Source organism: Amycolatopsis albidoflavus, assembly GCF_039525725.1.
Taxonomy (GTDB): Bacteria; Actinomycetota; Actinomycetes; order Mycobacteriales; family Pseudonocardiaceae; genus Amycolatopsis; species Amycolatopsis albidoflava.
This window is the reverse complement of record NZ_BAAAHV010000011.1, coordinates 13,583-39,981: the sequence shown is the minus strand read 5'-3', so window position 1 is coordinate 39,981 and position 26,399 is coordinate 13,583. Positions and strand designations below refer to the sequence as shown.

The 26,399-nt window shown below is 69.3% G+C and carries 23 protein-coding genes; 17 read left to right on the top strand and 6 right to left on the bottom strand.

Annotated elements, in window-relative coordinates; all coding sequences use genetic code 11:
* Nucleotides 1–604 precede the first annotated feature (604 nt).
* Both ABD156_RS15060 and ABD156_RS15055 read left to right on the top strand, forming a co-directional pair.
* On the top strand, nt 605–1,597 hold the full coding sequence (locus tag ABD156_RS15060; RefSeq protein ID WP_344272571.1) for an ArsR/SmtB family transcription factor: 993 nt from the start codon (nt 605–607) through the stop codon (nt 1,595–1,597).
* Nucleotides 1,598–2,158: 561 nt separating this feature from the next.
* On the top strand, nt 2,159–4,411 hold the full coding sequence (locus tag ABD156_RS15055; protein WP_344272568.1) for a serine/threonine-protein kinase: 2,253 nt from the start codon (nt 2,159–2,161) through the stop codon (nt 4,409–4,411).
* Nucleotides 4,412–4,416: 5 nt separating this feature from the next.
* Here ABD156_RS15055 and ABD156_RS15050 read toward each other — a convergent pair whose 3' ends face one another.
* Nucleotides 4,417–5,355, bottom strand: coding sequence for a LysR family transcriptional regulator (locus ABD156_RS15050; protein WP_344272565.1), 939 nt, complete (start codon nt 5,353–5,355; stop codon nt 4,417–4,419).
* A gap of 81 nt (nt 5,356–5,436) precedes the next feature.
* On the opposite strand from ABD156_RS15050, the gene ABD156_RS15045 reads away from it, so the two are divergent.
* The 6 genes from ABD156_RS15045 to ABD156_RS15020 all read left to right on the top strand — a co-directional run bounded on the left by ABD156_RS15045 (nt 5,437) and on the right by ABD156_RS15020 (nt 13,818).
* On the top strand, nt 5,437–6,510 hold the full coding sequence (locus tag ABD156_RS15045; RefSeq protein WP_344272562.1) for a tartrate dehydrogenase: 1,074 nt from the start codon (nt 5,437–5,439) through the stop codon (nt 6,508–6,510).
* A 20-nt stretch (nt 6,511–6,530) separates the two neighbouring features.
* Nucleotides 6,531–7,835 (top strand): 2-hydroxycarboxylate transporter family protein, encoded by a 1,305-nt coding sequence (locus tag ABD156_RS15040; protein WP_344272559.1) that lies wholly within the window; start codon nt 6,531–6,533, stop codon nt 7,833–7,835.
* A 15-nt stretch (nt 7,836–7,850) separates the two neighbouring features.
* A complete protein-coding gene (locus tag ABD156_RS15035; RefSeq protein ID WP_344272556.1) occupies nt 7,851–8,936 on the top strand; it encodes a glycerate kinase in 1,086 nt (361 codons plus the stop codon).
* Nucleotides 8,937–9,040: 104 nt separating this feature from the next.
* Nucleotides 9,041–9,931: an aminoglycoside phosphotransferase family protein gene (locus tag ABD156_RS15030; RefSeq protein ID WP_344272553.1), complete on the top strand. Its 891-nt coding sequence runs from the start codon at nt 9,041–9,043 to the stop codon at nt 9,929–9,931.
* Between the two features lie 212 nt (nt 9,932–10,143).
* On the top strand, nt 10,144–11,982 hold the full coding sequence (locus tag ABD156_RS15025) for an amino acid permease (protein WP_344272550.1): 1,839 nt from the start codon (nt 10,144–10,146) through the stop codon (nt 11,980–11,982).
* A 48-nt stretch (nt 11,983–12,030) separates the two neighbouring features.
* Nucleotides 12,031–13,818 carry a serine/threonine-protein kinase gene (locus tag ABD156_RS15020; protein WP_344272547.1) on the top strand — a complete coding sequence of 596 codons (1,788 nt, stop codon included), beginning with the start codon at nt 12,031–12,033 and terminating at the stop codon, nt 13,816–13,818.
* Between the two features lie 59 nt (nt 13,819–13,877).
* On the opposite strand, the gene ABD156_RS15015 is transcribed toward ABD156_RS15020, so the two are convergent.
* The 3 genes from ABD156_RS15015 to ABD156_RS15005 are packed head-to-tail and all read right to left on the bottom strand — an operon-like array spanning nt 13,878 to nt 16,241.
* A complete protein-coding gene (locus tag ABD156_RS15015; RefSeq protein WP_344272544.1) occupies nt 13,878–14,684 on the bottom strand; it encodes a M15 family metallopeptidase in 807 nt (268 codons plus the stop codon).
* Nucleotides 14,685–14,706: 22 nt separating this feature from the next.
* Nucleotides 14,707–15,510, bottom strand: a complete 804-nt coding sequence (locus ABD156_RS15010; RefSeq protein WP_344272541.1) for an MBL fold metallo-hydrolase — start codon at nt 15,508–15,510, stop codon at nt 14,707–14,709.
* A complete protein-coding gene (locus tag ABD156_RS15005) occupies nt 15,507–16,241 on the bottom strand; it encodes an MBL fold metallo-hydrolase (RefSeq protein ID WP_344272538.1) in 735 nt (244 codons plus the stop codon). The genes ABD156_RS15010 and ABD156_RS15005 overlap by 4 nt, the downstream gene beginning before the upstream one ends.
* Nucleotides 16,242–16,383: 142 nt before the next feature.
* Between ABD156_RS15005 and ABD156_RS15000 the strand changes: the two genes are divergently transcribed.
* Complete coding sequence (locus ABD156_RS15000) at nt 16,384–16,995, top strand: helix-turn-helix domain-containing protein (protein WP_344272535.1); 612 nt, start codon at nt 16,384–16,386, stop codon at nt 16,993–16,995.
* Complete coding sequence (locus tag ABD156_RS14995) at nt 16,995–17,714, top strand: maleate cis-trans isomerase family protein (protein WP_344272532.1); 720 nt, start codon at nt 16,995–16,997, stop codon at nt 17,712–17,714. Before ABD156_RS15000 ends, ABD156_RS14995 begins: the two co-directional genes overlap by 1 nt.
* Here ABD156_RS14995 and ABD156_RS14990 read toward each other — a convergent pair.
* Entirely contained in the window at nt 17,672–18,553 is an 882-nt protein-coding gene (locus tag ABD156_RS14990; RefSeq protein WP_344272529.1) for a polysaccharide deacetylase family protein, read from the bottom strand. The two genes, ABD156_RS14995 and ABD156_RS14990, sit on opposite strands and share 43 nt — an antisense overlap.
* A gap of 56 nt (nt 18,554–18,609) precedes the next feature.
* Here ABD156_RS14990 and ABD156_RS14985 point away from each other — a divergent pair, with 56 nt between their 5' ends.
* From ABD156_RS14985 to ABD156_RS14955, 7 genes are all read left to right on the top strand, one after another.
* Nucleotides 18,610–19,950 carry an amidohydrolase family protein gene (locus ABD156_RS14985; RefSeq protein ID WP_344272527.1) on the top strand — a complete coding sequence of 447 codons (1,341 nt, stop codon included), beginning with the start codon at nt 18,610–18,612 and terminating at the stop codon, nt 19,948–19,950.
* A complete protein-coding gene (locus ABD156_RS14980; RefSeq protein WP_344272524.1) occupies nt 19,947–20,117 on the top strand; it encodes a hypothetical protein in 171 nt (56 codons plus the stop codon). The genes ABD156_RS14985 and ABD156_RS14980 overlap by 4 nt, the downstream gene beginning before the upstream one ends.
* Complete coding sequence (locus tag ABD156_RS14975; RefSeq protein ID WP_344272521.1) at nt 20,114–21,499, top strand: amidase; 1,386 nt, start codon at nt 20,114–20,116, stop codon at nt 21,497–21,499. Before ABD156_RS14980 ends, ABD156_RS14975 begins: the two co-directional genes overlap by 4 nt.
* Nucleotides 21,500–21,580: 81 nt before the next feature.
* Complete coding sequence (locus tag ABD156_RS14970; protein ID WP_344272519.1) at nt 21,581–22,441, top strand: ABC transporter permease; 861 nt, start codon at nt 21,581–21,583, stop codon at nt 22,439–22,441.
* On the top strand, nt 22,438–23,418 hold the full coding sequence (locus ABD156_RS14965; protein WP_344272516.1) for an ABC transporter ATP-binding protein: 981 nt from the start codon (nt 22,438–22,440) through the stop codon (nt 23,416–23,418). The genes ABD156_RS14970 and ABD156_RS14965 overlap by 4 nt, the downstream gene beginning before the upstream one ends.
* The gene (locus ABD156_RS14960) at nt 23,399–24,382 is read left to right on the top strand and encodes an oligopeptide/dipeptide ABC transporter ATP-binding protein (RefSeq protein WP_344272513.1); all 984 of its coding nucleotides are present in this window, start codon (nt 23,399–23,401) and stop codon (nt 24,380–24,382) included. The genes ABD156_RS14965 and ABD156_RS14960 overlap by 20 nt, the downstream gene beginning before the upstream one ends.
* On the top strand, nt 24,379–25,425 hold the full coding sequence (locus tag ABD156_RS14955) for an ABC transporter permease (RefSeq protein WP_344272510.1): 1,047 nt from the start codon (nt 24,379–24,381) through the stop codon (nt 25,423–25,425). The genes ABD156_RS14960 and ABD156_RS14955 overlap by 4 nt, the downstream gene beginning before the upstream one ends.
* Here ABD156_RS14955 and ABD156_RS14950 read toward each other — a convergent pair whose 3' ends face one another.
* Nucleotides 25,426–26,325: an MBL fold metallo-hydrolase gene (locus ABD156_RS14950; RefSeq protein WP_344272507.1), complete on the bottom strand. Its 900-nt coding sequence runs from the start codon at nt 26,323–26,325 to the stop codon at nt 25,426–25,428.
* Nucleotides 26,326–26,399 lie beyond the last annotated feature (74 nt).

Sequence of the window (26,399 nt, the reverse complement as noted above, 5' to 3'; positions counted from 1 at the left end):
GACCATTGAGAGTCGCACCCGCCCAGCCCAACACCGAGCTCGACCAAACCCTTTGCTTCCGGCTGGACAACGACCTAGGTCGCACCCCGCCCAAAGAGGCGACAACCAACAAGACCGCCACCGAACTCGGCCAAACCCACCGCATCCCGCCGAACAACCACGGGCACCGCAACCACCCAAACAGACGAGGACCAGCAAGCCCCACACCGATTTGAGCCGAACTCACTCCTGCCCACCCAAGAACCAGAGAGCCCCACAACCGCTCAGGCTGACAAGAACCAGCAAGACCGCCCGGCCACGCCCGCCGCTTCCGGCCGGACATCCGCCGCGAGTCGCACCCGCCCGGACCGACAACCACCTCCGAGCTCGGCCAGCCCGCCCCTTCCCACCCGGCACCGATCAAGCCGCGACCGTCCCCGCACAGCCCACCCGCCGAGTCGGCAAACCCGCCGATCCCACCCGACAACCACGTTCGAGCTAGGCTAGCCCGCCCCGTCCGACCCGGTACCGATCGAGCCGCGACCGTCCCCACACAGCCCGCCCGCCGAGTCGGCAAACCCGCCGATCCCACCCCGCCAACCACCGAGTGCCGCATAATCGCGACGTGCCGCTGACCCTCGACCTCAGCACCGACGACCTGGCCGCCACCAGGCTCGCCGTCTCGCCGTTGTCCGAGACCGTCTCCGGGTTGCAGACCCTGGCCGGCTGCTGGGGCCGGACTCGCCACGGGCGGTGGACCCGCTGGGCCGCGAACGAACTCGGCGCCCGGCCGCTCGACCTGGCCTGGACCTGGCCGTTGCTCGTCACCGGGCGGACCAGCTGGCCGCAGTTCCTGCTGCCCGCCCCGGCCCGCGCGGCGAGCACGATCGACGAGGCGCTGGCCGCGATGCGCCAGACCACCGCGAGTCAGGTCCGGCGCAGTCTGCACGGCGTGTTCGGCGACCGTCTGCCCGCCCCCGCCCGGGCGCTCGCCGCCGATCCCGCGGCCGGGCTCCGCGCGATCGCCGCCGAACTCCGCCAGGCACATGACCGCCTGATCGCACCGCACTGGCCCCGCCTGCGCGCCGTCCTCGACGCCGATATCGCCTACCGAGCCAAACAATGGGCTGACGGCGGCGCGGGCCACCTTTTCGCCGACCTGCACACCGAGCTGAACTGGTCCAACAGCCAGCTCACCCTCGACGGCGACCACCGCCCCTCGCCCGGCCGCCCGTCCGGCGGGCTGGTGCTCTCCCCCGTCGTGCTCGGTCCGCCGTGGGTGATGATCAAACTGCACACCACCACCCAGACCACGATCCGCTACCCGGCCCGAGGCAGCGGTGCATTGTGGACAGCCGCCGAACGCCCTCCCGCCAATCCGGCGGTCCGCTTGCTGGGCCGACGCCGTGCCGCACTGCTGGAGACACTCCGCTCCCCCGCCACGACGACCGACCTCGCCGAAGCCCTGCACATCTCGCCGAGCGCGGTTTCGCAACACCTCCGAGTCCTGCGCGACTCCGGCCTGATCACCGGGCGACGGTCCGGTCGCACAGTCCTCTATCGGACCACCGAACAGGGAATGCGCCTGCTGGCCCCCGCAGCCGAACCGCGAATGTGAAGCCGGCACAACCGACCCACGCCCGCTCGCACCGGCACGGCCTCGCACCGCAACCACCAACCAGCGATCCGCTACGCACCACTGACCAAGCAACGCGCCTCCTGAATCGCTCTCAACCGAACCGCGAACGCGACGCCCTCACAACCAACCCACGCTCACTCACCCAGAACTACAAAGCACCAACTCGGCCGCCTCGCAACGATCCGGCCGCACGCCCCGCTACCGCACAGGAACCGCGCGACGAATCCACATCCGACCCAGCTCCTCGCCCGACCATCACGGACATCCCCCAACTCCGCCGAAACACCCGCACCCCTGCTCGGAAGGCGCTCGACGCGCTCACGCCAACCATCACGGACATCCCGGCTCCACCAAAGCACCCGCACCACCGGGCAAGAAAGGCACCGACCAACCCCCACGGCCAGTCCGAAACCCGCCACCCGCCCGCGCCCCGTTCCCTCGACCGAGGCACAAATGTGACAACTCCACCCCCGATGCCACATTTCCGGAGTACGATCTCGCCGACCGCGGGCGGCCTCGCGGGGAGGGGAAGCGGCGGGGATGAGCGACACCTGGCAGGTGCCCGGGTTCACCGAGGTCGACGTGCTCGGCGTCGGCGGCTTCGGGCGCGTCGTGCTGGCCAAGCATCAGCAATCCGGCCGCATGGTGGCGATCAAGTACCTCCTCGCGGAATACCTCGCCGACCCCGACATCGCGGCCGGGTTCCGTCGCGAAGCGTGGCTGTTGTCCGGCGTCCGAAGCCCGCATGTGGTGCAGTTGTTCGACTTCGTCGAGACGCCCCAGGGCGCGGCGCTGGTGATGGAGGCAGTGCCCGGAGTGTCTTTGCGCGCGCTCCTCGCGACGGAAAACGTTCTCGTCCCGGAATCCGCGCTGGCCATTCTCAAAGGCTCGCTGCTCGGCCTCGCCGACGCGCACACCGCCGGGGTCGTCCACCGCGACTACAAACCGGGGAACGTGCTGGTGTCGCGGGAAGGCCAGTCGAAACTGGTCGACTTCGGACTGGCCACTTTGGACGGACACAACGGACTGACCGCCGGTTCCCCGTCGTACATGGCCCCTGAGCAGTGGGCCGGGCAACCAGGCCAGCCGGCCACCGACGTGTACGCCGCGACCTGCGTGTTCTACCAATGCATCACCGGGCACCAGCCGTTCGAGGGGACCACCACCGACGAACTGCGGTCGCTCCACCAGATGGCTCCCGTGCCGCTCGACGCGGTGCCCGAGAAGCTGCGTCCGCTGATCGCGCGCGGCATGGCGAAGGATCCGGCGTGGCGACCGTCCACAGCGGACGCTTTCGTGTCCGAATTGGAGACCGTCGCGCGCAAGGCGTACGGAAAGGACTGGGAGAAACGCGGCTGGAAGCGCCTGGCCACCTCGGCCGCCGCCCTGACCGCGCTCACCCCGCTGGCTCTCCTGACCACCGCTGGCACGGCCGCCGCGCCGATCGGAGCAGGCACCGGTGCCGTTGCGGCGGGAGTGCCTGCCACCGGCACCGGAGCGGGCGCGACGGCGGTGATCGTCGGCAAGGTCGTCGCCGTGCTGGTGGTCGTCGGCGCGCTGGTCACCGGCGGAATCCTGGTCTTCAATCGCCAGGACGATCCGCCGGCGCCGGCAGCGCTCACGGTGGCGATCCAGACCGACTCCGGCCGCGACCAGGCCCTCCCGATCACCTACAACCTCCAGTATCCGCAAGTGTCCGGCGGCTCGGATGCCGTGCGGAAACGCCTCAACGACGCACTGCGCGCCCCAATCGACAAGCGTCTGAAGGCCATCCGCGACGCACGGTCCAATCCGGACTGGCAGCAGCAGTTCACCGAAGCCGGGGAAACGCCCGCCGCGCGATCGACCGCGCGGATCCTGCTGCAGACCCCGAGCCTGCTTTCCGTTCGCTACGACCATGATCTCGAATCGAAAGTGCTGTGGCACACGACGTGGCGGTTCCCGGAAACCGTCACCGTCGACCTCGGCACCGGGAACCCGATCGGCCCCCAAGAAATGTTTCGGCCCGAAATGCTGACCGCGGCCGGGATGAAAACACTGACCGACCGCATCGAACCGCACACCAGGAATGGTTTCTGCCAGCTGGCGTCCGTCGACGAAAACGGCCGGAAAACCACCATTGACGCCGCGGACCGGGTCCCGGCACGCGGGCACGTTCCGGCAGCCTCGATCGGATTCACCAAAGCCGGGGCTGAATTCGAAATCCTGTGGTACGACCTCGGCTGCGTCACGGCGGCGGGGAAAGAAACAGTGACCGTTCCGTACTCCGAGATCTCCGATCTGCTGCAACCGAAGTTCGTGACAATGCTCGGCGCTCCAACAGCTTCCCCGTCACCTACGCCCTCGTCGCCGTCTTCCACAGCGGCCAGCAACACCTACACCAACCCCCGCTTCGGTTTCACGACCCGTGTGCCGCAGGGCTACACCGCCGCGCCCTACAGCCCAGACAACGGCGACGGGATGACGTTCACCAACACCACCCTCGACGCGACCCTCACCGTTTGGGGCACCAATTCCGGCGGCCGAACCACCGCAGCCGCACTAGCCGACGCTGCCGCCCAAGCAGAAGCAAATGGCGGCCGCGTGACCTACCGCAAGGACGACGGCGACCATTATTCGATTTCCGGCTACCAAAGCGACGGCAAGATCTTCTACGAGAGAGGATTCTCCGGAGCCGGGTCGACGGCGGCGCTGCGCTGGGTCTATCCGCGCGAGCACAAAACCGAACTCGACACGCCGGTGAGCGCCACATTGGACGCCTTCCGCCCCGGCGATCTCTCCCAGCCGCACTGACCCGCTCAAGACACCGCGCCAGCGGGTTCTTCCGGAAACAGCGGCCCGAGCCGCGCGGCGAGTTCGCTGGCGAGATAGTCGATAGCCATCCGAGCCCGGTGCGGCACCGAATGTGCGGAGGGATAAACCGCGTAAATCGGAGCGTCTGGAGTGGGCACGTCGGCGAGTACTCGCACTAATTCCCCGCTCCGCAGCAGCGGGGCGACACTCCACCATGAACGCATCAACAACCCGTGCCCGACAAGACACCACTGGGTCGCGATCTCCCCGTCATTGCTGATCATCGCGCCCGGCACCTTGACCGCGGCCTCGTCGCCGTCCGTGCCGAAGCGCCAGATCGCGTAGTCCGAGTCGTTTTCGCGGATGACGATGCAGTCGTGCCCGGGCAAGTCCTGAATGGACTGTGGCGGCGGCCGTTCCCGCAAGTAGCCGGGCGCGGCGCAAACCACCCGGCGGTTCGGGTGCAGCAACCGGGCGTGCAGGCTGGAATCTCGTTGCCGCCCAACGCGAATCGCGAAGTCGAACGGCGTTCCCGCGATGTGCAGCGGCAGATGCGACAGCTCCAGGTCGATCTCGACACCGGGGTGCTGCCGCTGGAACTGGCCCAGCAGCGGCGCGATGTGCGCGCGCCCGAGCCCGATGGTCGAATGCACCGCGACCCGCCCGCGCACGCCGTGGCGGAGCCTGCCGACTTCGTCCTCCAGGTCGGTGATCTCCGGCAGCAGCCGCGCCACGCCGGCGGCGTAGCGCTCCCCCTCGTCGGTGAGGTTCAGCCGGCGCGTGCTGCGCGTGACCAGCTGCACGCCGAGCCGCCGCTCCAGCTGGGTCAGCCGTTTGCTGACCGCCGACGGCGACACACCCCAGCGGCGCGCGGCCTGCGTCAGCGTCTCCGAACGGGCGATGACGTCGAAGAACTGGAGATCGTCCAGTCCGGGCAGATCCATGCCGCTCCTTTCGCCTGACGCAACAGTGTCGTGCGAGTTCCGGGGTTTTTCCCGGGTTTTGTGCTTCTTACGCTACGCATCATGACCACCACCCACCGGATCGCGGTGATCCCCGGCGACGGGATCGGCAAGGAAGTCGTGCCCGAGGGCCTGCGGGCGCTCGCCGCCGCGGCGAAGACCGGCGGCTTCGGCCTCGACCTGGTCGAGTTCGATTTCGCGAGCGCCGACTACTACCTCGAACACGGCAAGATGCTCCCGGACGACTGGTTCGAGCGACTGCGCGACTTCGACGCATTGTTCTTCGGCGCCGTCGGCTGGCCGGACGCGGTGCCCGACCACGTGTCACTGTGGGGCAGCCTGCTGCAATTCCGCCGCCGCTTCGACCAGTACGTCTCGCTGCGTCCGGTCCGGCTTTTGCCGGGCGTCGCCAGCCCGCTGGCCGGCCGCGTCCCCGGCGACGTCGATTTCCTGGTCGTGCGGGAGAACACCGAGGGCGAATACTCCAGCATCGGCGGCAAGATCTTCGAGGGCACCGACCGTGAGACGGTGGTGCAGGAAACCGTCATGACGCGCACCGGCGTCGACCGGATCCTCAAGTACGCGTTCGACCTGGCGCGAGCGCGGCCCCGGCAGCGGCTGACGTCGGCCACGAAGAGCAACGGGATCTCGATTTCCATGCCCTACTGGGACGAACGCGTCGAGCGCGTGGCAGAGGGCTATCCGGACGTGGCGACGGACAAGTACCACATCGACATCCTCGCCGCGAACTTCGTGCTGCACCCCGACTGGTTCGACGTCGTCGTGGCCAGCAACCTCTTCGGCGACATCCTGTCCGACCTCGGCCCGGCCTGCACCGGCACGATCGGCGTCGCGCCCAGCGCGAACATCAACCCGGAGCGGACGTTCCCGAGCCTGTTCGAGCCGGTGCACGGCTCCGCGCCGGACATCGCGGGCAAGGGCATCGCCAATCCGGTCGGCCAGATCTGGTGCGCCTCGATGATGCTGGAACACCTCGGCGAACCGGCCGCCGGAGCCGAGGTCCTGCGCGCGATCGAGGACGTTCTCGGCCGCGCCGACGCCCCGCGCACCCCGGACCTCGGCGGAAACGCCACCACCGCAGACCTCGGCATCGCCATCGCCGACGCCATCCGCTGATCCTTTCGCTGGAGAACTCAATGACGAGCACATCCACCGCAGACAGTCCGGCCACCGCGCGGAGAACCTGGAATCCCTTCAAAGCCAAGGTCGGCGGCGTACCGCTGCCCGTGCCGGTATTCCTCACCGCTCTTGTCGTCGTCGCGGGCGTGGTGCACCGCATCCCGGAGGACATGATCGGCGGGCTGGCGGTGATCACCGGCTTCGGAATGCTGCTCGGCCCGCTCGGCAACCGGCTGCCGATCATCTCCAAAATCGGCGGCGGAGCGTTGCTGTGCTTGATGATTCCGTCAGTACTCGTCCACTTTGGAGTGTTCGACGAGAACATTCTCAACGCCACCGCGGCCTTGATGAAGAAGGCGAACTTCCTCTACTTCGTCATCTCCGCGTTGGTCGTCGGCAGCATCCTGGGCATGCGGCGGACGACAATGCTCAAGGCACTGGTGAAGATCTTCCCGCCGCTCGTCATCGGCACCATCGCCGCAGCCGGGGCCGGAATCGGCGTCGCCATGCTGTTCGGCTATTCATTGCACCGAGCGTTCTTTTTTATCGTCGTACCGATCATCGGCGGCGGCATCGGCGAGGGCGTCGTACCCCTGTCCGCCGCCTACTCGCATGCGCTAGGCGGCGAGCCTTCTTCCTTTGTCGCACAACTGATTCCCGCCGCCGTGATCGGCAACATCGTCGCCATCGTCACCGCTGGTTTGCTTCGCCGGCTGGGCAACCGCCGCCCGCACCTCGACGGCGGCGGCGATCTGGTCAAGCACAACACCACCGCGCTGGAAGAACCGCCCGCCGCCGTGGGGAATTACGGCGTCGGAATCCTGGTCATCTGCACCATGTTCGTCACCGCCACCCTCTGCGAGCCCGCATTGCATTTGCCAGCCCCGGTTCTCACCATCGTTTTTTCAGTGCTGGCCAAGCTTTCCAGCGTAGTGCTCACCAGCGTCGAACAAAGCGCTCGGGCCTGTTACAACCTGGTGGCCGAACATTTCATCTATCCGGTCATGGTCGGGCTCGGCATGCTCTACGTCCCGCTGGCGAGCGTCTTCGGCGTGCTCTCCGCCGGTTTCGTCGCCACCTGCGCCGCGGTGGTGCTCGCGATGGCTGGTTCCGGTTTCCTGGCGGGGAAACTGCTGCGGATGTACCCGGTCGACGCCGCGCTGGTCACCGTGTGCCACAGCGGTCTCGGCGGCACCGGGGACGTCGCCATCCTGTCCGCGTCCGACCGGATGGTGCTCATGCCGTTCGCGCAGATCTCGACCCGCATCGGCGGCGTTGTGACCGTGATCAGCGCGGCGTCGCTCATCCAAACTTTCCACTGAGTCGCGAGGACGGTCATGAAGGTCTTGCTGGCTCCGGACAAGTTCAAAGGCAGCCTCAGCGCCGCCGAAGTCGCCGCCCATCTGGCCGATGGCCTGGCCGACCGCGGGATCGACAGCCACCCCCTCACACTGGCCGACGGCGGCGACGGCAGTGTCGCCGCCGCTCTGTCCAGCGGCTTCCGTCCGGTGCCGATAACGGTCTCCGGTGCGACCGGACAGCTTCGCCGGTCGGTCCTCGCCTTCGACGGCACCACCGCCGTCGTCGAGGTCGCCAGCACCTGCGGCCTGCAAACCCTGCCGGACGGCCCTGCTCCGCTTTCCGCCTCGAGCCGCGGTTTCGGCGAGGCATTGGGGCGCGCCATCGAGCTTGGTCCCCGCCGCGTCGTCCTCGCGCTGGGCGGCTCCGCCAGCACCGATGGCGGTGCCGGGATGCTCGCCGCCCTCGGTGCCGTCTTCACCGACCGGCACGGCCGGAGGATGGAAACCCTGAACGGGCGAACACTGCCGGCCGTCGCCGCGATCGACCTGCCGCGCTTGGATGTCGAGATCGTCATCGCCACCGACGTCCGGAATCCCTTGCTGGGCCCGTCCGGCGCGGCGGCGGTGTACGGGCCGCAGAAGGGTGCTGCTCCAGCTGACATCGCCTACCTCAACGCTGGTCTGGACCACTTTGTCCAGCTCGCCGATGCCCGTTCTTTGGCCGACACCCCCGGTGCCGGTGCCGCCGGCGGTATCGGCTTCGCCGCCCTCCTGCTGGGCGGAAAGATTGTGTCTGGTGCCGACTTTTTCCTTGACCTGCTGGATTTTCCGACGGCCTTGCGCAGCTGCGACCTGGTCGTCACCGGCGAGGGCCGGATCGACAGCCAGACCGCCGAAGGAAAGCTCGCCGCCGCGGTCGCCCGGCGAAGCGACGGGGTGCCGGTGATCGCAGTGGTCGGACACTCCGTCCTAGCACGGGAGGATGCGGCGGCGCTTGGCCTGTCCGCGGTGCACGCGCTGACTAACTACAGCACCGATCCGGCCGCGGATCCGCGGTTGTCGGGGGAACTTCTTCGGCGGATCGCCCGAACTATCGAACTTCCGGGGCGCGAAAACCGTTAGACGAGCGCCGTCCGGCGTGGTCTGATGAAGACGAACTTCATCGTCGCGCGGACATCCAACCGAGAGACTGGCCTTTGCCGACAACGCACCCTGCCCCGAATCCGGTGCTGGTCAGGCGCCTCCTGGCCGCTCAATTGCCCGAACTGGCAGGGCTCCCGCTGGCCCGGCTGGACCCGGCCGGGTCGGACAACGTCATCTACCGGCTCGGGACCGAGTTGTCCGTGCGCCTGCCGCGCGGCGAGTGGGCGGCGGGGCAACCGGAGAAGGAAGCCCGGTGTCTCCCCCGGCTCGCGCCGCACCTGCCGTTGGCGATTCCCGAGCCGATCGCGCTCGGATCGCCGACCGAAGGCTATCCGTGGCACTGGTCCGTGTCGCGCTGGCTGCCGGGTTCGCCACCGGACATCGGCGGGCTCCCGCACCCGGACCAGACCGCGGCCGAACTGGCGCGTTTCGTGGCGGCTCTCCACCGGATCCCCGCCGACGCCGCGCTCGCCCCGGGGCCGCACAACGGATTCATCGGCGCCCCGCTTGCCCGCCGCGACACCGAGACCCGGGTCGCGATCGCCGAGACCGCCGACGTTTTCGACAGCTCCGCCCTCACCGCGATCTGGGACGCCGCGCTCGCGGCGCCGCCGTGGCCGCATCCGCCAGTGTGGGTGCACGGCGACCTGCATCCGGGCAACCTGCTGATGGCCGACGGGCGGGTCAGCGCTGTCCTCGACTTCGGCGGACTCGGCGTCGGCGATCCGGCGTGCGACGCGCTGATCGCATGGACTCTCCTCCCGGCTTCGGCACGCGAGATCTTCCGCGCCGAGTCGGGCTTCGACGAGGACACGTGGACTCGCGGACGCGGCTACGCGCTGTGCACCGGGCTCAACGCCTACACCGCTTACGCGGCAACGAATCCCCGGGTGGCGGCGAGCACGAGACACCAGATCACCGAGACGGTCGCGGACTTCCAGCGCGACGGATTCCGCACCGCAGCTCCCCGATAACCGACAAATCCGGCGCGTGCCGCTGCTCCATTCGGATGATCGACAACTCCCTCGCCCGGCATCCGCCCCCGCTCGCACCTAGCCTCGACGGACCCGGCGGCCGCACACTGTCCCCGCGTCAGCGAGGCCCAGCTCCGCGGCCGGTTCCGACAACGTTGTCGGCGGGGGCGCGACCGCGGGACGGCACGGCCGAACGAGAGGAAGATCGATCGATGGCTGATCGGATCACCGGGCAGGGCCAGGGAAACCCGGACACCCCGGGCGAGGCGACCCCGAACGAAGCGGCCGCGGGCACGACGACCCCTCGCGAGGGGACCGCGGGCGAGGCGGTCCCGGCGGAAGCAGCCGACCGCACGGTCGCTCCGGGCGACGCAACCCCGGGCGGAGCGACGGCAGGCACAACGCCCCCTGGCAAGGCGGCTACGAGCAAGGCGGTCCCGGCCGAAGCAACCGAACGCACAGCGGCTCCAGGCGAAGCAACCCCGAGCGAAGCGACGGCAGGCACAACCACACCCGGCGACGGAACAGCAGGCAAGGCGGTCCCAGCCGAGGAAACCGAACGCACAGCCATCCCACCCGAAGCGGCTCCCCGCACCACCACCCCAGCCGACGCGACCAGAGGCAAGACGGCCTGGGCTGCGAGCGAAACAGCCTCAGCCGAAACCACCCCACCCGAATCGAAGGCCGGCCCCAAAAAGCTGCGCTCCCGCCACATCACCATGATCGCCCTCGGGGGCATCATCGGAGCCAGCCTCTTCGTCGGATCCGGAAACGTAGTGCGCGCCGTCGGGCCGGCAGCCGTCATTTCCTATCTCATCGGCGGGCTTCTCGTCTTTCTCGCGATGCGGATGCTCGGCGAGATGGCCGCGGCTCGGCCGGCGATCGGGTCGTTCATGGAGTACGCCCGGGTGGGGCTCGGCGAGTGGGCGGGGTATCTCGTCGGCTGGCTGTACTGGTACTACTGGATCGGCGTGATCGCGTTCGAAGCAGTCGTCGGCGGGTCGGTGCTCGGCGGGTGGTTCCCGGACGTGCCGCAGTGGGTGTTCTCCGTCGTGTTGCTGCTGTTCTTCACCACCACGAACCTGGTGTCCGCGCGGTCGTTCGGCGAGGTCGAGTACTGGCTGGCCAGCATCAAGGTCGCCGCGATCATCGTGTTCCTCGCGGTCGGCACGCTGTTCGCGTTCGGGCTCTGGCCGAAGGCGAGTTTCTCGATCCCGAACCTCTGGCAGCACGGCGGGTTCGCGCCCAACGGCTGGTGGCCGATCCTCAGCGGCGTCGCGATCGTGATTTTCTCCTACTTCGGCACCGAGATCGCGGTGATGGCCGCGGCCGAATCGGAGGATCCGGCGAAGGGCGTCCGGCAGGCGGTCAGCACGGTGATCTGGCGGATCCTGCTGTTCTTCGTCGGCGGGGTGCTGCTGATCGTCACCATCGTCCCCTGGAACCAGCTGCCGAATCCCAAGCAGGAGGGGCCGTTCGCGCACGCGTTCACGCTGTTCGGGCTCCCCGGCGCCGGGCTGGTGATGAACGCGGTCGTGCTCACCGCCGCGTGTTCGGTGCTCAACTCCGGGCTTTACTCCGCCGGCCGGATGTTCTCCGCGCTCGCCGAGAAACGGCTCGCGCCGCGTGTGGTGGCCAGGAAGAGCAAAGCCGGCGTGCCGGCCGTCGCGGTGGTGGCCTGCACAATCGGCGGGTACATCGCGGTCTTCGTCAACTTCGTCGCGCCCGACTCCGGCATCTTCGATTTCATCATGAACTCCGCCGGCCTGGTCGCGCTGTTCGTGTACTCGTTCATCGCGTTCACCCAGATGCGGATGCGGCAGAAGATGACGCCGGAGGAACGCGCCGGGCTGAAGCTCAAGATGTGGCTGCACCCGTGGCTCGGCATCCTGACCGTCCTCGGCGTCGTGGCGATCATCGTGGTCATGCTGCTGACCGACGACTCCGCCCGCACCCAGGTGTGGACGAGCATCGTCTCGCTGGCCGTGATCGCGGCGTTCTGGCCGCTGGTGCGGCGGGGATTGCGCAAGTCCGCGGCGAAGGAGGGCTGAGGGGACGGTCAGGGGGCGCTCCGGGAAAGCGCGTCTTAAGCTGTCGCGGTGGCTGCTCCGCAGGTGATCGCCGGGCGTTACCGGCTCGAGGAACGCCTCGGGGCCGGCGGGATGGGTGTCGTCTGGCGGGCCAGCGACCTCGAGTTGCGCCGGACGGTCGCGCTCAAGCGGTCGCTCGACGGCGACGAACCGCAGATCCGCCGCGAGGCCCGGCTCGGCGCGGCCCTGCAGCACCCGAACATCGTCGCGGTCTACGACTCCGTTTCGGACGGTGCCGACCGCTGGCTCGTCATGGAGTACCTCCCGGCGCGCAGCCTGGCCGAGATCGTGCACGCCGACGGCGTCCTGACCCCCGAGCGAGCCGCGGCGGTCGGCGTGCAGATCGCGGGCGCGCTCGCCGCGATGCACGCGCGCGGCATGGTGCACCGCGACCTCACCCCGGGCAACGTCCTGGTCGCCGACGACGGCACCGCCAAGCTCGCCGACCTCGGCATTTCCCGCGGCCACGAGGTCACGCTCACCGACAGCGCCCGCGTCGGCGGCACCGCCGGGTACCTCGCGCCGGAAGTCGCGAACGGCGAGGCGGCCACCGCCGCGTCCGACGTCTTCTCGCTCGGCGCGACGCTGTTCGCCGCCGTCGAGGGTGGTTCTCCTTGGGGAAGCGGGGAAAACGGTCCGTTCGCGCAGCTGCGCCGGGCCGCGGAGGGGACGCCCGAATCGCCGCGCAACGCTCGTGAGCTCGGGCCCGCGTTGCAGGCGATGCTCAGCCGCCAGCCGGAAAGACGGCCCACTGCGGTCGAAGTCGAGGGGTTCCTGCGCGGTTCGCCGGTGCCGCGGGTGAAGAAATCCAAGCGGCCCGTGCTCATCGGCGCGGCGCTGGGCGCGGTCGTCCTTCTGGCCGCCGGGTTTCTCGTCTTCACCCGCGACGACGCGCCGCCCGCGAACGCCACCGCCGCACCGCCGACGCCGGACCTCGTCGGCGACCCGCACACGGCCGACCCCTGTTCGCTGCTTTCGGTGAATTCCCTGAGCCAGTACGGAAAAGTCTTCCTCGAACCGAATCTCGGCACGTTCGCCCGCTGCGACCTGAACACGAGCCTGCCCGACGGCGGCGGCACGATCGTGACCAGCCTCGAGCTGTCCGAACCGGAGCAGTACCCGCAGGTGCCGCCGGTCCGGGGCAAACTCGGCGAGATCCGGCGGCCGAATCCCGACGCCGGGAAGTGCCGCCGGTCCTTCACCCTGCCGGATCTCGCCGTCGTCACGGTGAGCTCCGTCCGCTCCGACAGCGCCGCCGCGCCGCAGCTGTGCGCGATGTCGGACGCGGTCGTCGGCGACGCCTACGCGCGCGTAGCCCGCAGCCCGATCGCCCGTCGCGCCGAGCCATTCCAGCCGGGTTCGCTGGCGCGGACGGACGCCTGCACCTTGGTCGACGAGGCCACGCTGCGCCGGACCGTCGGGCCGGACTATCCAGTCGACCGGCATTTCGCGAACTGGGCCTGTTCCTGGGGCCACGACGCGAAGTCGGTCGACCTCTACTACGACCGGCAATGGCCACTGGCGGAAGACCCGCCCGATGGACAGACGCGCACGACCGTCGGCGGCCGCGTCGCGTACGTCGATCCGCACGAAAGCGCCGGCGACACGTGCGACGTCACGGTCGTCTACCGCACGTACTCGCCGACGCTCCCGGCGCTGGAAGGGACACCGCAGCGGCGGGACGAGGTCGTGCTGGTCGAGATCACCGACGAAGCGAACAAGGGCAATCTGACCGCCATCTGCGACACCGCGAAGTCAGTCGCGGGGGTCGTCGCGACCCGGCTCCCCCAGTCCTAGCCTTCCGTGAGGGGAACCCTGCGGGAATCAGAGTCCGTGAGGGTTCCCCTCACGGCACGCTAGCCCACCGGGCACTGCAGCGACCTCCGCCAGATCGGGAAGTTGAAGTAGGTGTCCGGGAAGGTCTCCGGCTGGAACGTGTAGTGCCACCATTCCTCGGGCAGGTTCTTGAACCCGGCCCGCTGCAGCCCGTGCAGCAGGAGCATCCGGTTCGCCTTCTGCTTGCCGGCGATCCGCGGGTCGAGCGTGTGCGCGAGGGTGTCGAAGCAGTCGAAGCCGGTGCCCATGTCGAGCGAGTTGTCCGGGAACCGGTCGGCTTTCGGGCCGTAGCAAGGCTTCAGCGGTTCGCCGGGGTGGTACGGCCGCGTCGGGAGCGCGGGAAGGCGGACGAGCGTCAGGTCCACCGTGCTGCCCCGGCTGTGGCCGGACTTCGCCGCGATGTAGCCGTCCGCGAAGAGCCGGTCTTTCTCGACGCGCGGGTAGAACTCGGCTTTCATCCGCAGGTCGGACAGGTCCTCGGCCCAGCGCACGAAGTTGTCGACCGCGCGCTGCGGCCGGTAGCAGTCGTAGACCTTCAGCGTGTAGCCCTGGCGCAGGAACGACAGCTGCGCTTTGTGCAGCGCGACGGCGGCGTCCCGGGTCAGGATGCACATCGGCTGCCGGTAGCCGTCGACCGGCGCGCCGGTGAAGTTGTGCGGCGTGAGGTAGCGGATTTCCTGCACGATGGTCGGATCGACGTCGCGCAGGGCGACGAACTCGGGCGGCGCCTTCGGCTCCGGGGCGGCCGGTGCCGGCGGGGCGGCGACGAGACAGGTCAGCAGGCTCATCGCGGCGACCGCCAGGCCGCGCATCATCTTTCCGCGCATAGCCCGCTTGCTTACCACAAGTTCACGCGCTGGTGTAGGCGTCGTACACCTGCCGGTGCGCGGCCAGCGCGGTCTTCATCATCCTCGGCACGTCGGCGATCACGTTGCCGTGCGCGGGCGCGATCAGGTCGGCCGGACGGGTGGCCAGGAACTCGCCGATCTTGCCGAACGTGTCGGTGACGTCGACATATCGCGTCCAGTACAGCGCGCGGCCGGTGCCGTAGGCCGCCTGGTCGACGGTCGGCGCGGCGGGCATTTCCGTGGACAGCAAACGGCATTCGCCCGGACGGTGGCCTGGCTCGTCGTCGCCCATCGAGGGCAGCGCCGGGACGTCGTGGACGAACGAGAAACCGTCCGACACGTAAAGGACGCGGTCTCCCGGGTCGTAGGCCCAGACGGTGTTCGGCAGGTCTTGGATGTACGCCTCGGCGAGTTCCAGCTGCCGGTCGCCGAGGTCCAGCCGCTCGCCGGGAGCGAGCGGGCGCAGGCGATGGGAGTACTCCGGGTAGTGCAGGTGGTAGTCGCGCACGTCGCCGACCACCTCGGCGCCGGGATAGCGGGCCAGGAGCGCCGGGAGGTTGCCCGCGTGCGGGAGTTCGGGGTGAGTCGGCAGGAGGTAGTCGAGGGGACGTCCGGCGAGGGCTTCGTCCAGTTGGGCTTCGATCAGCGGCCAGTGCCGCGGATCGCCGGTGTCGATCAGGACGGTGTGCGCCGAGCCGGAAATCAGGTAGGCGGAGACGTGGTAGTGGACCGGCCCGTCGCTGGCCATCGCTTGCATGCAGCCGCCCAGCCAATGCGTGGCGGCGGCGATCCGGCGAGCGGTCATCGGACGATCTCCTTCAGCACAGCCTCGACGTGCGCGGCGACGGTTTCCTTGCCCAGCAACGGGAACCCGTGTCCCGGCGCGATGGTCTCCACCGGCTCGGCGGCGAAGACGGCGCGGAGGTCGTCCGACACCGGCGCGGTGTCCGCGTGGTCGAGCCAGGAAAACTTGACCCTCAGCTGCGCGGCCACGGCGGCCGGGTCCGGTTCTTCGTCGGCTTCGGATCTGTTGTGGCAGAAGGCATCGGAGGTGAAGAGCGTCTGGCTCACCGGGTCGTACGGCCAGAGCGTCGGCAGCAAGCGCAGGCGCGGCGCGTGGATCCGCAGCGGGACGCCCGGGATCGGTTCCAGCTCCAGCGGACGGCCTTCTTCAACGGTGATCCGCTCGCGGGCCGCGTCCACGACCGGCACGGTGATGCCGCCGGTGTAGTGCACGGCGGTCACCGGGAAGGCCGCTTCGATCTCCGGGAGGTTGAGGCAACAGTCCATTTCGGTCCGGGTCAGCACCACCGCCAGCGGAGTGTTCACGGGCAGCACTTCGCGCAGCTGCGCGACAATCCGCGCCGCGTGCGCGCGGACGCCGGTGTCGATCAGCACCGCGCCCGCCGCCGAGCGGATGAGGTAGCAGTTCAGCGGCTGCGTCCCGCGGACGCCGGCGGGAGCCCAGCTCACCCGTCCGTCCAGCGGGACCGAGCCGCCCAGCCGGAACACCCGGCCCTCTCGCAGTGCGGTCATGTACTTCAGTTTGTTGAAGTAGCATCACTATGTCAACGTCTTGTCCGGTTCCAGTCGCAACATACTGAAGAGCTTTTGATAAGATGACGCCGTTCGCACGATCCGCCCCGCGGGCGGACCGGCTCCCGGAGGAGAAGCAAAGATGGGATCCGCCCAATCCGAACCGCCCGCCGCGGAGGACAACCGCGACTACTGGGTGAACCACCTCGGCGCGACGCTCAGGGCGCGCCGCAGCGGCCGGTTCACCGTCGAGGAGCTGTCCGCGCGCTCGGGCGTCAGCGCGGGCCTGATCAGCCAGATCGAGCGCGGCATCGGCAATCCGTCGTTCGCCACGCTGCTGCGGCTGGCGAACGCGCTCGAGGTGCCGATGGCCGACATGTTCCTCGGCCAGCAGTCGCACGAGACGAAGGTGCTCGTGCGCCGCGAGGAGCGGCTGCGGATGGAACTGCCCGGCGACGGCATCGTGCAGGAGATGCTCGTCCCCAACACCGACCGCAAGCTCGGCGTGCTGGAAATGACCATCCCGCCCGGATTCCGCGGCGAGGACGTGCCGCATTCGCACCCCGGCGAGGAGGTCGTGGTGGTGCTGTCCGGAACGCTGCGCGCCACGATCGGCGGGCAGGCGTTCGTGCTCAACGAGGGCGACACGATGAGCTACGACTCCTCGACGCCGCACTGGTGGAGCAACGAACACGAGGAGCCCGCGGTCATCCTGGCGATCTCCACTCCCCCGTCGCTCGGCCGCGTGCACTGATGCAGCCGGGCGAAACGCGGCTCGGCCTGATCGTGCCGTCGTCGAACACGAACGCCGAACCGCTCACCGCGGCGATGCTGGCCGGCACCCGGGCGACCGCGTTCGCTTCCCGCTTCCCGCTGCCCGCGGACCTGGACGCGGTGATCGACGCCTCCCTGGTCGGTCCGGCCGCGGATCTCCTCGCGGAGGCGGGGATTTCGGCGATCGCGTTCCACGGGACTTCCGGTTCGTGGCTCGGGCTGGACCACGACCGGGCACTGGCCGCCGGGTTGGCGGAACGGACCGGGGCGGCGGCCACCACGGCTTCGCTGGCGCTGGTGGCGGCGGTGGAAGCGTTGGGGGTCAAGAAGGTCGGGCTGGTCTTTCCCGGGCCTTCGTCCATTGCGGACACTATCGCTTCCGAGTACGGCGCGGCCGGGATCGAGGTCGTCTCGCGATCGGTGCCGTCGCGGCCGATGACGAATCCGGAGATCTCCGGGCTGCCGTTCTCGGAGATCTCGGCACTGGTGTCGGCCGCGGCTTCCGATGCGGCGGAAGCGATCGTGTGCGTCGGGACGAATCTTCGGGCGGCGTATTTGGTGCCAGAGCTGGAATCCCGGCTCGGGGTGCCGATTGTGGACAGTGCGGCGGCGACCGTGTGGCAGTTGCTCGCCCTCGCCGGAGTGTCGGAGCAGCCTCAGGGCTGGGGCCGGTTGTTCGAGACGGATTCCCGCCAGTAACGGGCGATCTCGCCCCGCCGCGCCACCCACACGTCCCGCTCTGCCGCGTAGCGCAGGAACGTCCGCAACGCGTTCACATACCCGGGACGGCCGATCAATCGCGGGTGCAGCCCCACGCTCAGCACGGTCGCCCCCGGCCGGGGATCGTTCAGCAGCATCGCGAGCGAGCCGCACAGGTACGCGCCGAACGCGCGGCCGGTCCGAAACTGGCTCAGCAGGCCTGAATCGTTCGTGTCCCCGGCATACGGGACCACCGGCAGCTCACCGTCCACATAGGGCAGGTCGTCGCAGAAGCTGTTGGAGTCGTAGGAATATCCCTCCGCCGCGACCGCGGCACGGGTCCAGGGCGAGATGCCGTCGCGCGAGTACCAGCAGGCTGGGCGTTCGCCGGTCAGCTCCCGCAGGAGGGCCGTCGAGGACTGGATCTTGGCGAGTTCCTCCGACGGCGAGAGGTCGGTGTGCGTGTCCCACCGCAGGCCGTGGTTGGCGATCTCGTGACCGTCGGCGACCAGCGCGGCCGCGATCGGCGGGGTGAGCGCGTGGGCGCAGCAGAACGCCGTCGCCGGAGCGTCGAACTCCCGCAACGCCCGCAGCACCCGCCAGAAACCCGCTCGCGCACCGTAGTCGAAGGCTGACTCCAGGCTCAGGTTCCGTTGTCCTGGCACAACCCGGTGCCGCTCCCAGTGCGCGCCCAGGTCGTCCACGCGGTCGCCGCGCGCGGTTCGCCGTTCTGCGCCGTCCTCGATGTTGAGCACAATGGACACGGCGACCTTCCGGCCGCCCGGCCACGTGCCCGCGGGCGGCTCCGCCCCGTACCCGATGTAGTCGCGTTCGCTCACAGGGACATATTGAATACTCTTCTATTTGTTGAAGCAAGCTCGTAGACTCGTCCGGCATGCGGACCGTCATCACCGGGGGAACAGTCATCGCGGGGCCGGACGCGCTCGCGGCCACCGCCGTCACGCTCGACGGCGGCCACATCCACACCATCGATCCGCGCCCGCCCGAGGACGCCGACGTCCGGCTCGACGCCGCCGGATGCGTTGTCCTGCCTGGTTTGATCAACTGCCACACGCACGGCGTCACCCCCGGCCCGCTCTTCCCGAGCGGCGCGGCAGCACTGCCCGAGGACGGCTGGCTCGGCAACCTCGACCGGCACCTGCTCGCCGGCACCACGACCGTCCTCAATCTGTGCGGACTGGCCACAATGGACGAAGTCCGGACGGCGGACCGCGCGCACGCGGTGAAAGTCAAAGGCGCGACCACACACACGCCAGCCGCCATGGCCGCCGCGCAAGCCGCCGACGGCGCGGGGCTGACCGAGGCGCATCTGACGACGTCGGTCGAGAAGCAGCTCGCGGACGGCGCGGTCGCGATCGGCGAACTCGGCGGCGGTCAGACGATGGGCGGCGGCGGCCAGGACCTCCAGTACATCCCGGCCGCGATCCACCGCGAGACCGGCGTGACCATCTCCGCCGAGCAGGCGCGGACGCTCAAGGAAGCCGTCCTCGGGCCTCGTCTCGACGGCGATCTGGACGAGCCCTCGTTGAAGGAGGCGCTTGCCGCGGCGGGCCTGGCGGGATTCAGCGCGCAGACCGCAGCGAAGCTGGTCCGCGAGTCCGTGCTGCCGTCCTTCCACGCCGCGCTCGACGGGCTCCGGGAAGGCGTCGAGGCGGCGGCGAAGTACGGCGTGCCTGCGCTCGTGCACAGCGCCGCGGCCAGCGGAAAACCGCTCCTCGAACTCGCGCGGAAGCAGCTCGGCGCGAGCGTGATCGCCACGCACAGCAACCATCCGTCCTACTCCCCCGGCGAAGCCGTCGAAACAGCGTTAGCGCTGCAGTCTGAAGGCTGGCTGCTCGAGTGCTGCACGTTCGACCTGCTGCACCGGCAGCACACAGTGCGCACCCGCGAGCACTGGGACCGGATGTTCGCCGAAACCGCGGTGGACCTCCTCGCCACCGACTACGGCTACCTCGGGCAGCACGACCCGCTCCTCTCCGGCGTCGCGGACCTGGTCGCCAGCGGACACCGCAGCCTGCCCGCCGCGGTAGCCCTGGCGAGCGCGAACGTCGCCGACGCCATCCCCGGCCTCGCTCCGAATTCCGGCCGGCTGCGGCCGGGAATGGCCGCCGACGTGGTGGTCGCCAGCGAGGATCTGCGCGAGGTGCGGCACGTGTTCGTCGACGGCATCCAGGTCGTCCGCGACGGACAGCTCACCCTGGCGGCCCGCCGATGAACGACGCCGAACTCGCCGCCGTCGCCCAGCTCGTCGGAGAGGACGTGCTGGCGGAGGACCGCGCCGCATTGGAAGCCGCGCACGCCAATCTCGCCGGAGCGATCGAGCAGCTGCGCGCGGTCTCCGGCGAACACCCCAGCGACTTCGACGTCAGGTGGACCCAGTGAAGTGGCAGTACGGGATCGAGGAAGCCGCGAGACGCATCGCGGCCCGCGAGCTGAGCGTGGTCGAGTATGTCAGCAGCGTGCTCGACCGCCTCGCCGAGACGGAACCTGAGGTATCAGCCTGGACCTACGTGGACCGGGAAGGTGCTCTAAGAGCCGCCCAGCAGGCGGACGTCGAAATAGCAGCGGGACAGCACCGAGGGCCGCTGCACGGCATCCCGTTCGGCGTCAAAGATGTCATCGACACCGCGGGTCTGCCGACCGAAGGCGGGTCGAAGGCCTATGCCGGGCGCATCCCCGACCACGACGCGGCGACCGTGCGCGCGCTGCGCGAGAACGGCGCGATCCTGCTCGGCAAGACTGTCACACACGAAATCGCTTACGGGCAAAACTTTCCGCCCACCCGCAACCCGTGGGACCCGAGCCGCTACCAAGGCGGGTCGAGCGCCGGTTCCGGAGTCGCCGTCGCGGTCGGCTCGGCGCCGGGATGCCTCGGGACCGACACCTCCGGCTCGGTGCGCAATCCCGCGTCGGTGAACAGCCTCGTCGGGATGCGGCCGACGACCGGGCTGATCGACGGCTCCGGGGTGATGAACCTCAGCGAGCAGCTCGACCAGGTCGGCCCGATCGCGCGCACGACCGTCGACTGCGCCCTTCTGTTGCAGGGCATGGTGAAAAGCCGCGCCGACCTCGGCCCGGAAGACATCGCCGCGGCAGTGCGCAGGCCGTTGAACCGGCCTCGCGTCGGCGTCGATTTCGCTGCCTGGCACGACTGGGGCGTTTCCACCGAAGTGCAGGCGGCGATCAAGGAAGCAGTGAATGTCCTGGCTTCCACCGGCGTCGAGATCGTCGACGTCAGCCTGCCGGAATTGAGCCTCGCGCTGCCGGTCACGCTCGTGTCGTGTTTAGCGGACGCGTTGCGGCTGCACGGTTCGGCACTTTCCGACCGGCCGGAGGATTTCGAACCCGGCACTCGCGTCATGCTCGAACTCGGTTGCGCCGTAACCGAAGAACACCTCACCCTCGCCCGCCGCGCGCGAGCACATCTGCGAGACCGCGTCCGCGCGACCTTCCTGGACGCCGATCTCACCGCGCTCGTCTCCCCGACGCTGTCCGGAATTCCCCCGCGACTGAGCGATCTCTCGACCGATTTGACCCGCGAAAGCGACGAAGCCGACCTGTCGAGCGCACTGCTGTTGCTGGCCCCGGCGAACGTCTGCGGCCTGCCCGCGCTGAGCGTGCCCGGAGGGTTCGTCAACGGGCTCCCGGTCGGCCTGCACCTGCTCGGCCGCCCGTACGGGGACCTGGCGCTTTTCCGTTTGGCGCAGCACTATGAAACCGCCGTGGCCCGCCCCGCGCAGGCCACGCTCCGAAGTGGACGGTGAACCCCTCGTGACCTCGCTTCCGCCCTGGACAGAGCCTTCTTCAATATGTAACAGTGACCCAATGCATAGTGAAGGTCCGGCATGACCGCGGCGGCCGTCGGCACCGACCGGGTCCGGTCCGCGCGACGGCGGTCCGGACGCCGGTTCCGCAACGCGGGCGTGCTCGCCGCGCTCGCCTTCCTCGCCGGCCTGTGGGTCGTCGCGGCGTTCGTGCCGCTTCCCCACAGCGCCACGGTGCCGGACGTGTCGGCGATCGCCGCCGCGCCGAGCGCGGCACATCCGTTCGGTGCCGACATCAGCGGGTTCGACGTCTTCTCCCGCACCATCGCCGCCGCCGCGAGCGATTTGCCGATCGCGGTGTTCGGGTCGCTGCTGTCGCTCGCGATCGGCGTCCCGATCGGACTGTTCACCACGACCGGCCGAATCGGCGAAGCGTGCATGCGCGTGGTGGACGCGTTTTCCGCGCTGCCGGTCATCGTCCTCGCCGTGGTCGCCATCCAGTTGCTCGGCGGCGGACTGCTCGACGTCATCGGCGCGATCGCGGTCGTCAACATCCCGCGCTTCGCCCGGCTCACCCGCGCCGAGGCGGTGGCGCTGCGGCAGGCCCGGTTCGTGGAGGCCGCCGTGGCGATCGGCTGTTCCCCATTGCGGGTCGCGCTCAACCACGTGTTCCGCAACGCCTACGGCGTCGTGCTGGTGCAGGCGATCTTGGCCGCCGCCAACGCGATCGGCGTCATCGCGGCGCTGAACTTCCTCGGCGTCGGCGTGCACCCGCCGCAGCCGACGTGGGGTTCGATGATCCACGACGGCGCGTCGATGCTGGTCGAAGGACAATGGTGGGCCGCGATCTTCCCGACGGTCGCGATCTTCCTCGTCGTCTCGTCCCTGACCGTCATCGCCGACTGGTTCGAGAACCGCGTCGAAGGAGGGGCGAAAGCATGAGCGAAGTGCTGTCAGTCCAGGGGCTGGAAGTCGAATTCCCGGTGCCCGGCGGCGCGTTCCGCGTGCTCGACGACGTGTCGTTCTCCGTGCGGGACAACGAGATCGTCGGCGTCGTCGGCGAATCCGGGTCCGGAAAGTCCACCACCGTCCGGTCGGTGATCCAGCTGCACAAACCGGCCCGGATCACCGGCGGCAGCGTCGTGTTCAACGGCCGCGAACTGCATCGGGCCGCGCCGAAAGAACTGCGCCGGATCCGCGGCCGCGAGATCGGTTTCGTGGCGCAAAGCCCGTTCGACGCCTTGAATCCCGTGCTGCGGATCGGCAAGCAGTTCGAGAACGTCATCCGGGCGCACGAACGCGCGAGCCGCGGCGAGATCCGCGCCCGCGCGCTCGAATTGCTGGCCTCCACCGGAATCCCCGACCCGGCGCGCACGCTCGACGGCTTCCCGCACGAACTCAGCGGCGGCATGGCCCAGCGCACCGTGATCGCGCTGGCGCTCAGCCTCGGGCCGCGGCTGCTCATCGCCGACGAACCGACGACCGCGCTCGACCTGACCGTGCAGCGGCAGGTGCTCGACCTGATCCGCGGCCTGGTCCGGGAAGGCCAGCGGTCGATGCTGCTCGTGACCCACGATCTCGGCGTCGTGGCCAACTACTGCGACCGCGTCGTGGTGATGTACTCCGGGCGGGTCGTGGAAGTCGGCGACGTCGCGACGGTGTTCGGCGATCCGCGCCACCCCTACACCCGCACGCTGCTGGACGCGGCGACCACCGACATTCGCGCCGCCGCCCCGAAATCCTCCCCGGCGAAGCGGGAAACCGCGCCGGGCTGCAACTTCGCCCACCGCTGCCCGCGCGCCGACGGCGTGTGCGCCGAGGAACGTCCCCCGCTCACCGTGACGGACCCGGGCCACGGCTTCGGGTGCCACCACCCGCTTTCGATCGAGGTGACCACCAGTGCCGGTACTAGTCGCTGAAGACCTGCGCCGCACGTTCCCCGGCCCCGGCGGCAGCAAGGTCTGCGCCGTCGACGGAGTCGATCTGGCCGTCGCCGAGGGCGAAACCCTCGGCCTGATCGGCGAAAGCGGGTCCGGGAAGTCCACTTTGGGCAGGCTGCTCGTGCGCCTGCTCGACGCCGACCGCGGCACCGTCACGCTCGACGGCCACGAGCTGACCAGCCTGCGCGGGGCCCGGCTTCGCCGCAGCCGCCGCGACTTCCAGATCGTGTTCCAGGAGCCGTTCGCCTCGCTCAACCCGCGGCTGAAGGTCGGCGCGATCGTCGAGGAACCATTGCTGGTCAACGGAAAGTCCGGCACCAAAGCCGAACGGCGGCAACGCGTCCTGGACACGCTCGCCGACGTCGGCCTGTCCGAGGAGCACTACGACCGCCGCCCGGCCGACCTCAGCGGCGGCCAGCAGCAACGCGTCGGCATCGCCCGCGCCCTCGTCACCGGCCCGCGGTTCGTGGTGCTGGACGAGCCGACGTCCTCTTTGGACTTAACAGTTCGCGCCGAGGTCTTGCAACTGCTCGCCCGATTGCAACACGACCGCGGACTGACCTTTCTGTTCATCTCCCACGACATTCACACCGTCCGGCGGCTGTGCTCGCGCACCGCGGTGATGTATCTGGGCCGGATCGTGGAAATCGGCCCCACCGAGTCCGTGCTCGCGCACCCGCAGCATCCCTACACCAAGGCGTTGCTGTCCGCGGCGCTGCCGGTCGACCCCGGACACCGGCTGCCGCACCTGCCGCTGGCCGGAGACCCGCCGAAACCGACCGCCCATCGCGTCGGCTGTGCGCTCGTGGGCCGGTGTCCTATCGCGACCGACGAATGCGCCGCCACCGAAGTTCCGCTGCGCCCGGTCGCCGCCGCGCACGAGGTGGCTTGTCTGCACGCGGGCCAAGATCTCGGCATCGAAGCGAAGGAAGCGCAAGCATGATCGTCTTCGTGCTCCGCCGGCTGGCCGCCGGCGTCGGAATGCTCGTCCTGCTGATCGCGCTGAGCTTCGGCCTCGTGTCGATGATCCCCGGCGACCCGGCCGTCACGATGCTCGGCGACGCGGCCACGCCGGACCAGATCGCGCACGTCCACGAACAACTCGGCCTGGACAAGCCGTTGCCGGTGCGCTTCTGGGACTACTTGGTCCAGGTGCTGCACGGCGACCTCGGCACGTCGTACTTCACCGGCGCGCCGATCACCCACGAACTGCTCACGCGGTTGCCGAACACCCTGGTGATCCTGGTGCCCGGCCTGCTGCTCGCGGTCGTCCTCGGCACCGCGATGGGCACCGCCGCCGCGTACCTGCGCGGCCGCCCGGCCGATCGCGGGCTGACCTGGGCGTCGTCGCTGATCCTCGCGGTGCCGGAGTTCGCGCTGGGGCTCGTGCTGGTCTACGTCTTCTACCAGCTCCTGCACCTGGCTCCGGCCCCGCTCGGCATGGTCGACCCGACCGCGCCGATCCCGCCCGTCCAAACCGGTTCGGTCACGCTCGACGCCCTGCTGTCCGGCTCGTGGCCGACACTCGGCTCGATCTTCTCGCACGCCGCGCTGCCGATCCTGACGCTCGGGATCTTCTTCGCCGCGTACTTCGCGAAGACTGTGCGCACTGGGTTGAGCCAATCGCTGCGGAGCGCACAGGTGGAGTTCGCGCGGGCTTGCGGGTTGAGCGAGTTCCGCGTGTACCGCTACGCGATGGCGGACATCAGGCGCTCGCTGCTGACGTATTTGGTGATCCTCTTCGGTGCTTCCCTGAGCGGCGCGGCGATTCTGGAGAGCGTGTTCGCCTGGCCGGGGATCGGCGGGTGGTCGCTGGACGGCGTGCTGAAGGGAGATATCCCGGTGATCCAGGGGTTTGTGCTGGTGCTCGGGACGGCGACGCTGGGCGCGTACTTGATCCTCGACATCGTGACCATGCTGATGGATCCCCGGGTGCGAAGCAAAGCCCGCACCCGGGGCAAAGCCGTCAAACCAGCCGCAGCCTGATCAGTAGTCCCACACCGTCGGGACGAACCGGAACGCGTTCCCCGCCACCGCCACATGGCACACCGACGGGAACGGCAGATGAGTGGCCACCAGCTGCTCGCCGCTCGGCGCCAGCTCCGTCAAGAGCCGGACCCGGACCCGCGCCGACTCCTCGGGATCGTGCTCGAACCCGTTGTACCACTCAGGATTGTCGAACCCGGGCTGGAACACCGCGTCCCCGGCGAAGGTCAAGCGGTCCCCGCGTGACTCCAGCCGGACGATGCTGTGTCCGGGAGTGTGCCCGCCGGTGCGGCAGATCCGCACTCCCGGCGCCACCTCGTGCTCCGTCTCGAACGGCCGCAGCTGGCCGCGGTACACGTCCAGGAACCGGGTGGCCGTCGTGCGCAGCACCTCCGGGATCGGCTCCGGCATCACCGTCCGCGAGAAATCGGGGGCCTGCCAGAACTCCGCCTCCGCCGACGCCAAGTGGACCCGCACGTCCTCGCGCAGACGGCCGCGGAGACCCTCGACGAGCAAGCCGCCGATGTGGTCCATGTGCAGGTGAGTGAGCACCACGTCGGTCACCGACGCCGGGTCGATTCCGGCCGCGACGAGGCGCGTCGCCAGTTGGCCGGCGCGCGGGAAGCCCGGGAATTCGGTGCCCAGCCCGGAATCGATCAGCACCGTCCGGCCGCCGCTGCGCACGACGGCGACGTTCAGCGGCCAGTCGATCATCTCCGGCGGCAGGAACATTTCGCGGAGCCACGCGGCCAGATCGGCCCGGTCGGCGTTGGTGGCCAGCGTTTCGGCGGTGATCGGCAGCACGCCGTCGCTGATCACCAGCACCTCGATGTCGCCGACCTTCAGCGCGTACCGCGAAGGGACCGCCTCGTCGAGACGGGCGGAAGGGGCCAAGCTCATGGATTCTCCTCGGGGAGTAGGCCAGGTCGTCGGCTAAGACCGGACCGGCCCCGAGTTTGTGACAGGCCCGCGAG

Coding starts and splice junctions, on each gene's coding strand:
- ABD156_RS15035 (WP_344272556.1), top strand. CDS start 7,851: ATGAAGGTCTTGCTGGCTCCGGACAAGTTCAAAGGCAGCCTCAGCGCC.
- ABD156_RS15010 (WP_344272541.1), bottom strand. CDS start 15,510: ATGACCGCTCGCCGGATCGCCGCCGCCACGCATTGGCTGGGCGGCTGC.
- ABD156_RS14965 (WP_344272516.1), top strand. CDS start 22,438: ATGAGCGAAGTGCTGTCAGTCCAGGGGCTGGAAGTCGAATTCCCGGTG.
- ABD156_RS15045 (WP_344272562.1), top strand. CDS start 5,437: ATGACCACCACCCACCGGATCGCGGTGATCCCCGGCGACGGGATCGGC.
- ABD156_RS14970 (WP_344272519.1), top strand. CDS start 21,581: ATGACCGCGGCGGCCGTCGGCACCGACCGGGTCCGGTCCGCGCGACGG.
- ABD156_RS15055 (WP_344272568.1), top strand. CDS start 2,159: ATGAGCGACACCTGGCAGGTGCCCGGGTTCACCGAGGTCGACGTGCTC.
- ABD156_RS14980 (WP_344272524.1), top strand. CDS start 19,947: ATGAACGACGCCGAACTCGCCGCCGTCGCCCAGCTCGTCGGAGAGGAC.
- ABD156_RS15040 (WP_344272559.1), top strand. CDS start 6,531: ATGACGAGCACATCCACCGCAGACAGTCCGGCCACCGCGCGGAGAACC.
- ABD156_RS14985 (WP_344272527.1), top strand. CDS start 18,610: ATGCGGACCGTCATCACCGGGGGAACAGTCATCGCGGGGCCGGACGCG.
- ABD156_RS15005 (WP_344272538.1), bottom strand. CDS start 16,241: ATGACCGCACTGCGAGAGGGCCGGGTGTTCCGGCTGGGCGGCTCGGTC.
- ABD156_RS14955 (WP_344272510.1), top strand. CDS start 24,379: ATGATCGTCTTCGTGCTCCGCCGGCTGGCCGCCGGCGTCGGAATGCTC.
- ABD156_RS15025 (WP_344272550.1), top strand. CDS start 10,144: ATGGCTGATCGGATCACCGGGCAGGGCCAGGGAAACCCGGACACCCCG.
- ABD156_RS14950 (WP_344272507.1), bottom strand. CDS start 26,325: ATGAGCTTGGCCCCTTCCGCCCGTCTCGACGAGGCGGTCCCTTCGCGG.
- ABD156_RS15050 (WP_344272565.1), bottom strand. CDS start 5,355: ATGGATCTGCCCGGACTGGACGATCTCCAGTTCTTCGACGTCATCGCC.
- ABD156_RS15015 (WP_344272544.1), bottom strand. CDS start 14,684: ATGCGCGGAAAGATGATGCGCGGCCTGGCGGTCGCCGCGATGAGCCTG.
- ABD156_RS14995 (WP_344272532.1), top strand. CDS start 16,995: ATGCAGCCGGGCGAAACGCGGCTCGGCCTGATCGTGCCGTCGTCGAAC.
- ABD156_RS15000 (WP_344272535.1), top strand. CDS start 16,384: ATGGGATCCGCCCAATCCGAACCGCCCGCCGCGGAGGACAACCGCGAC.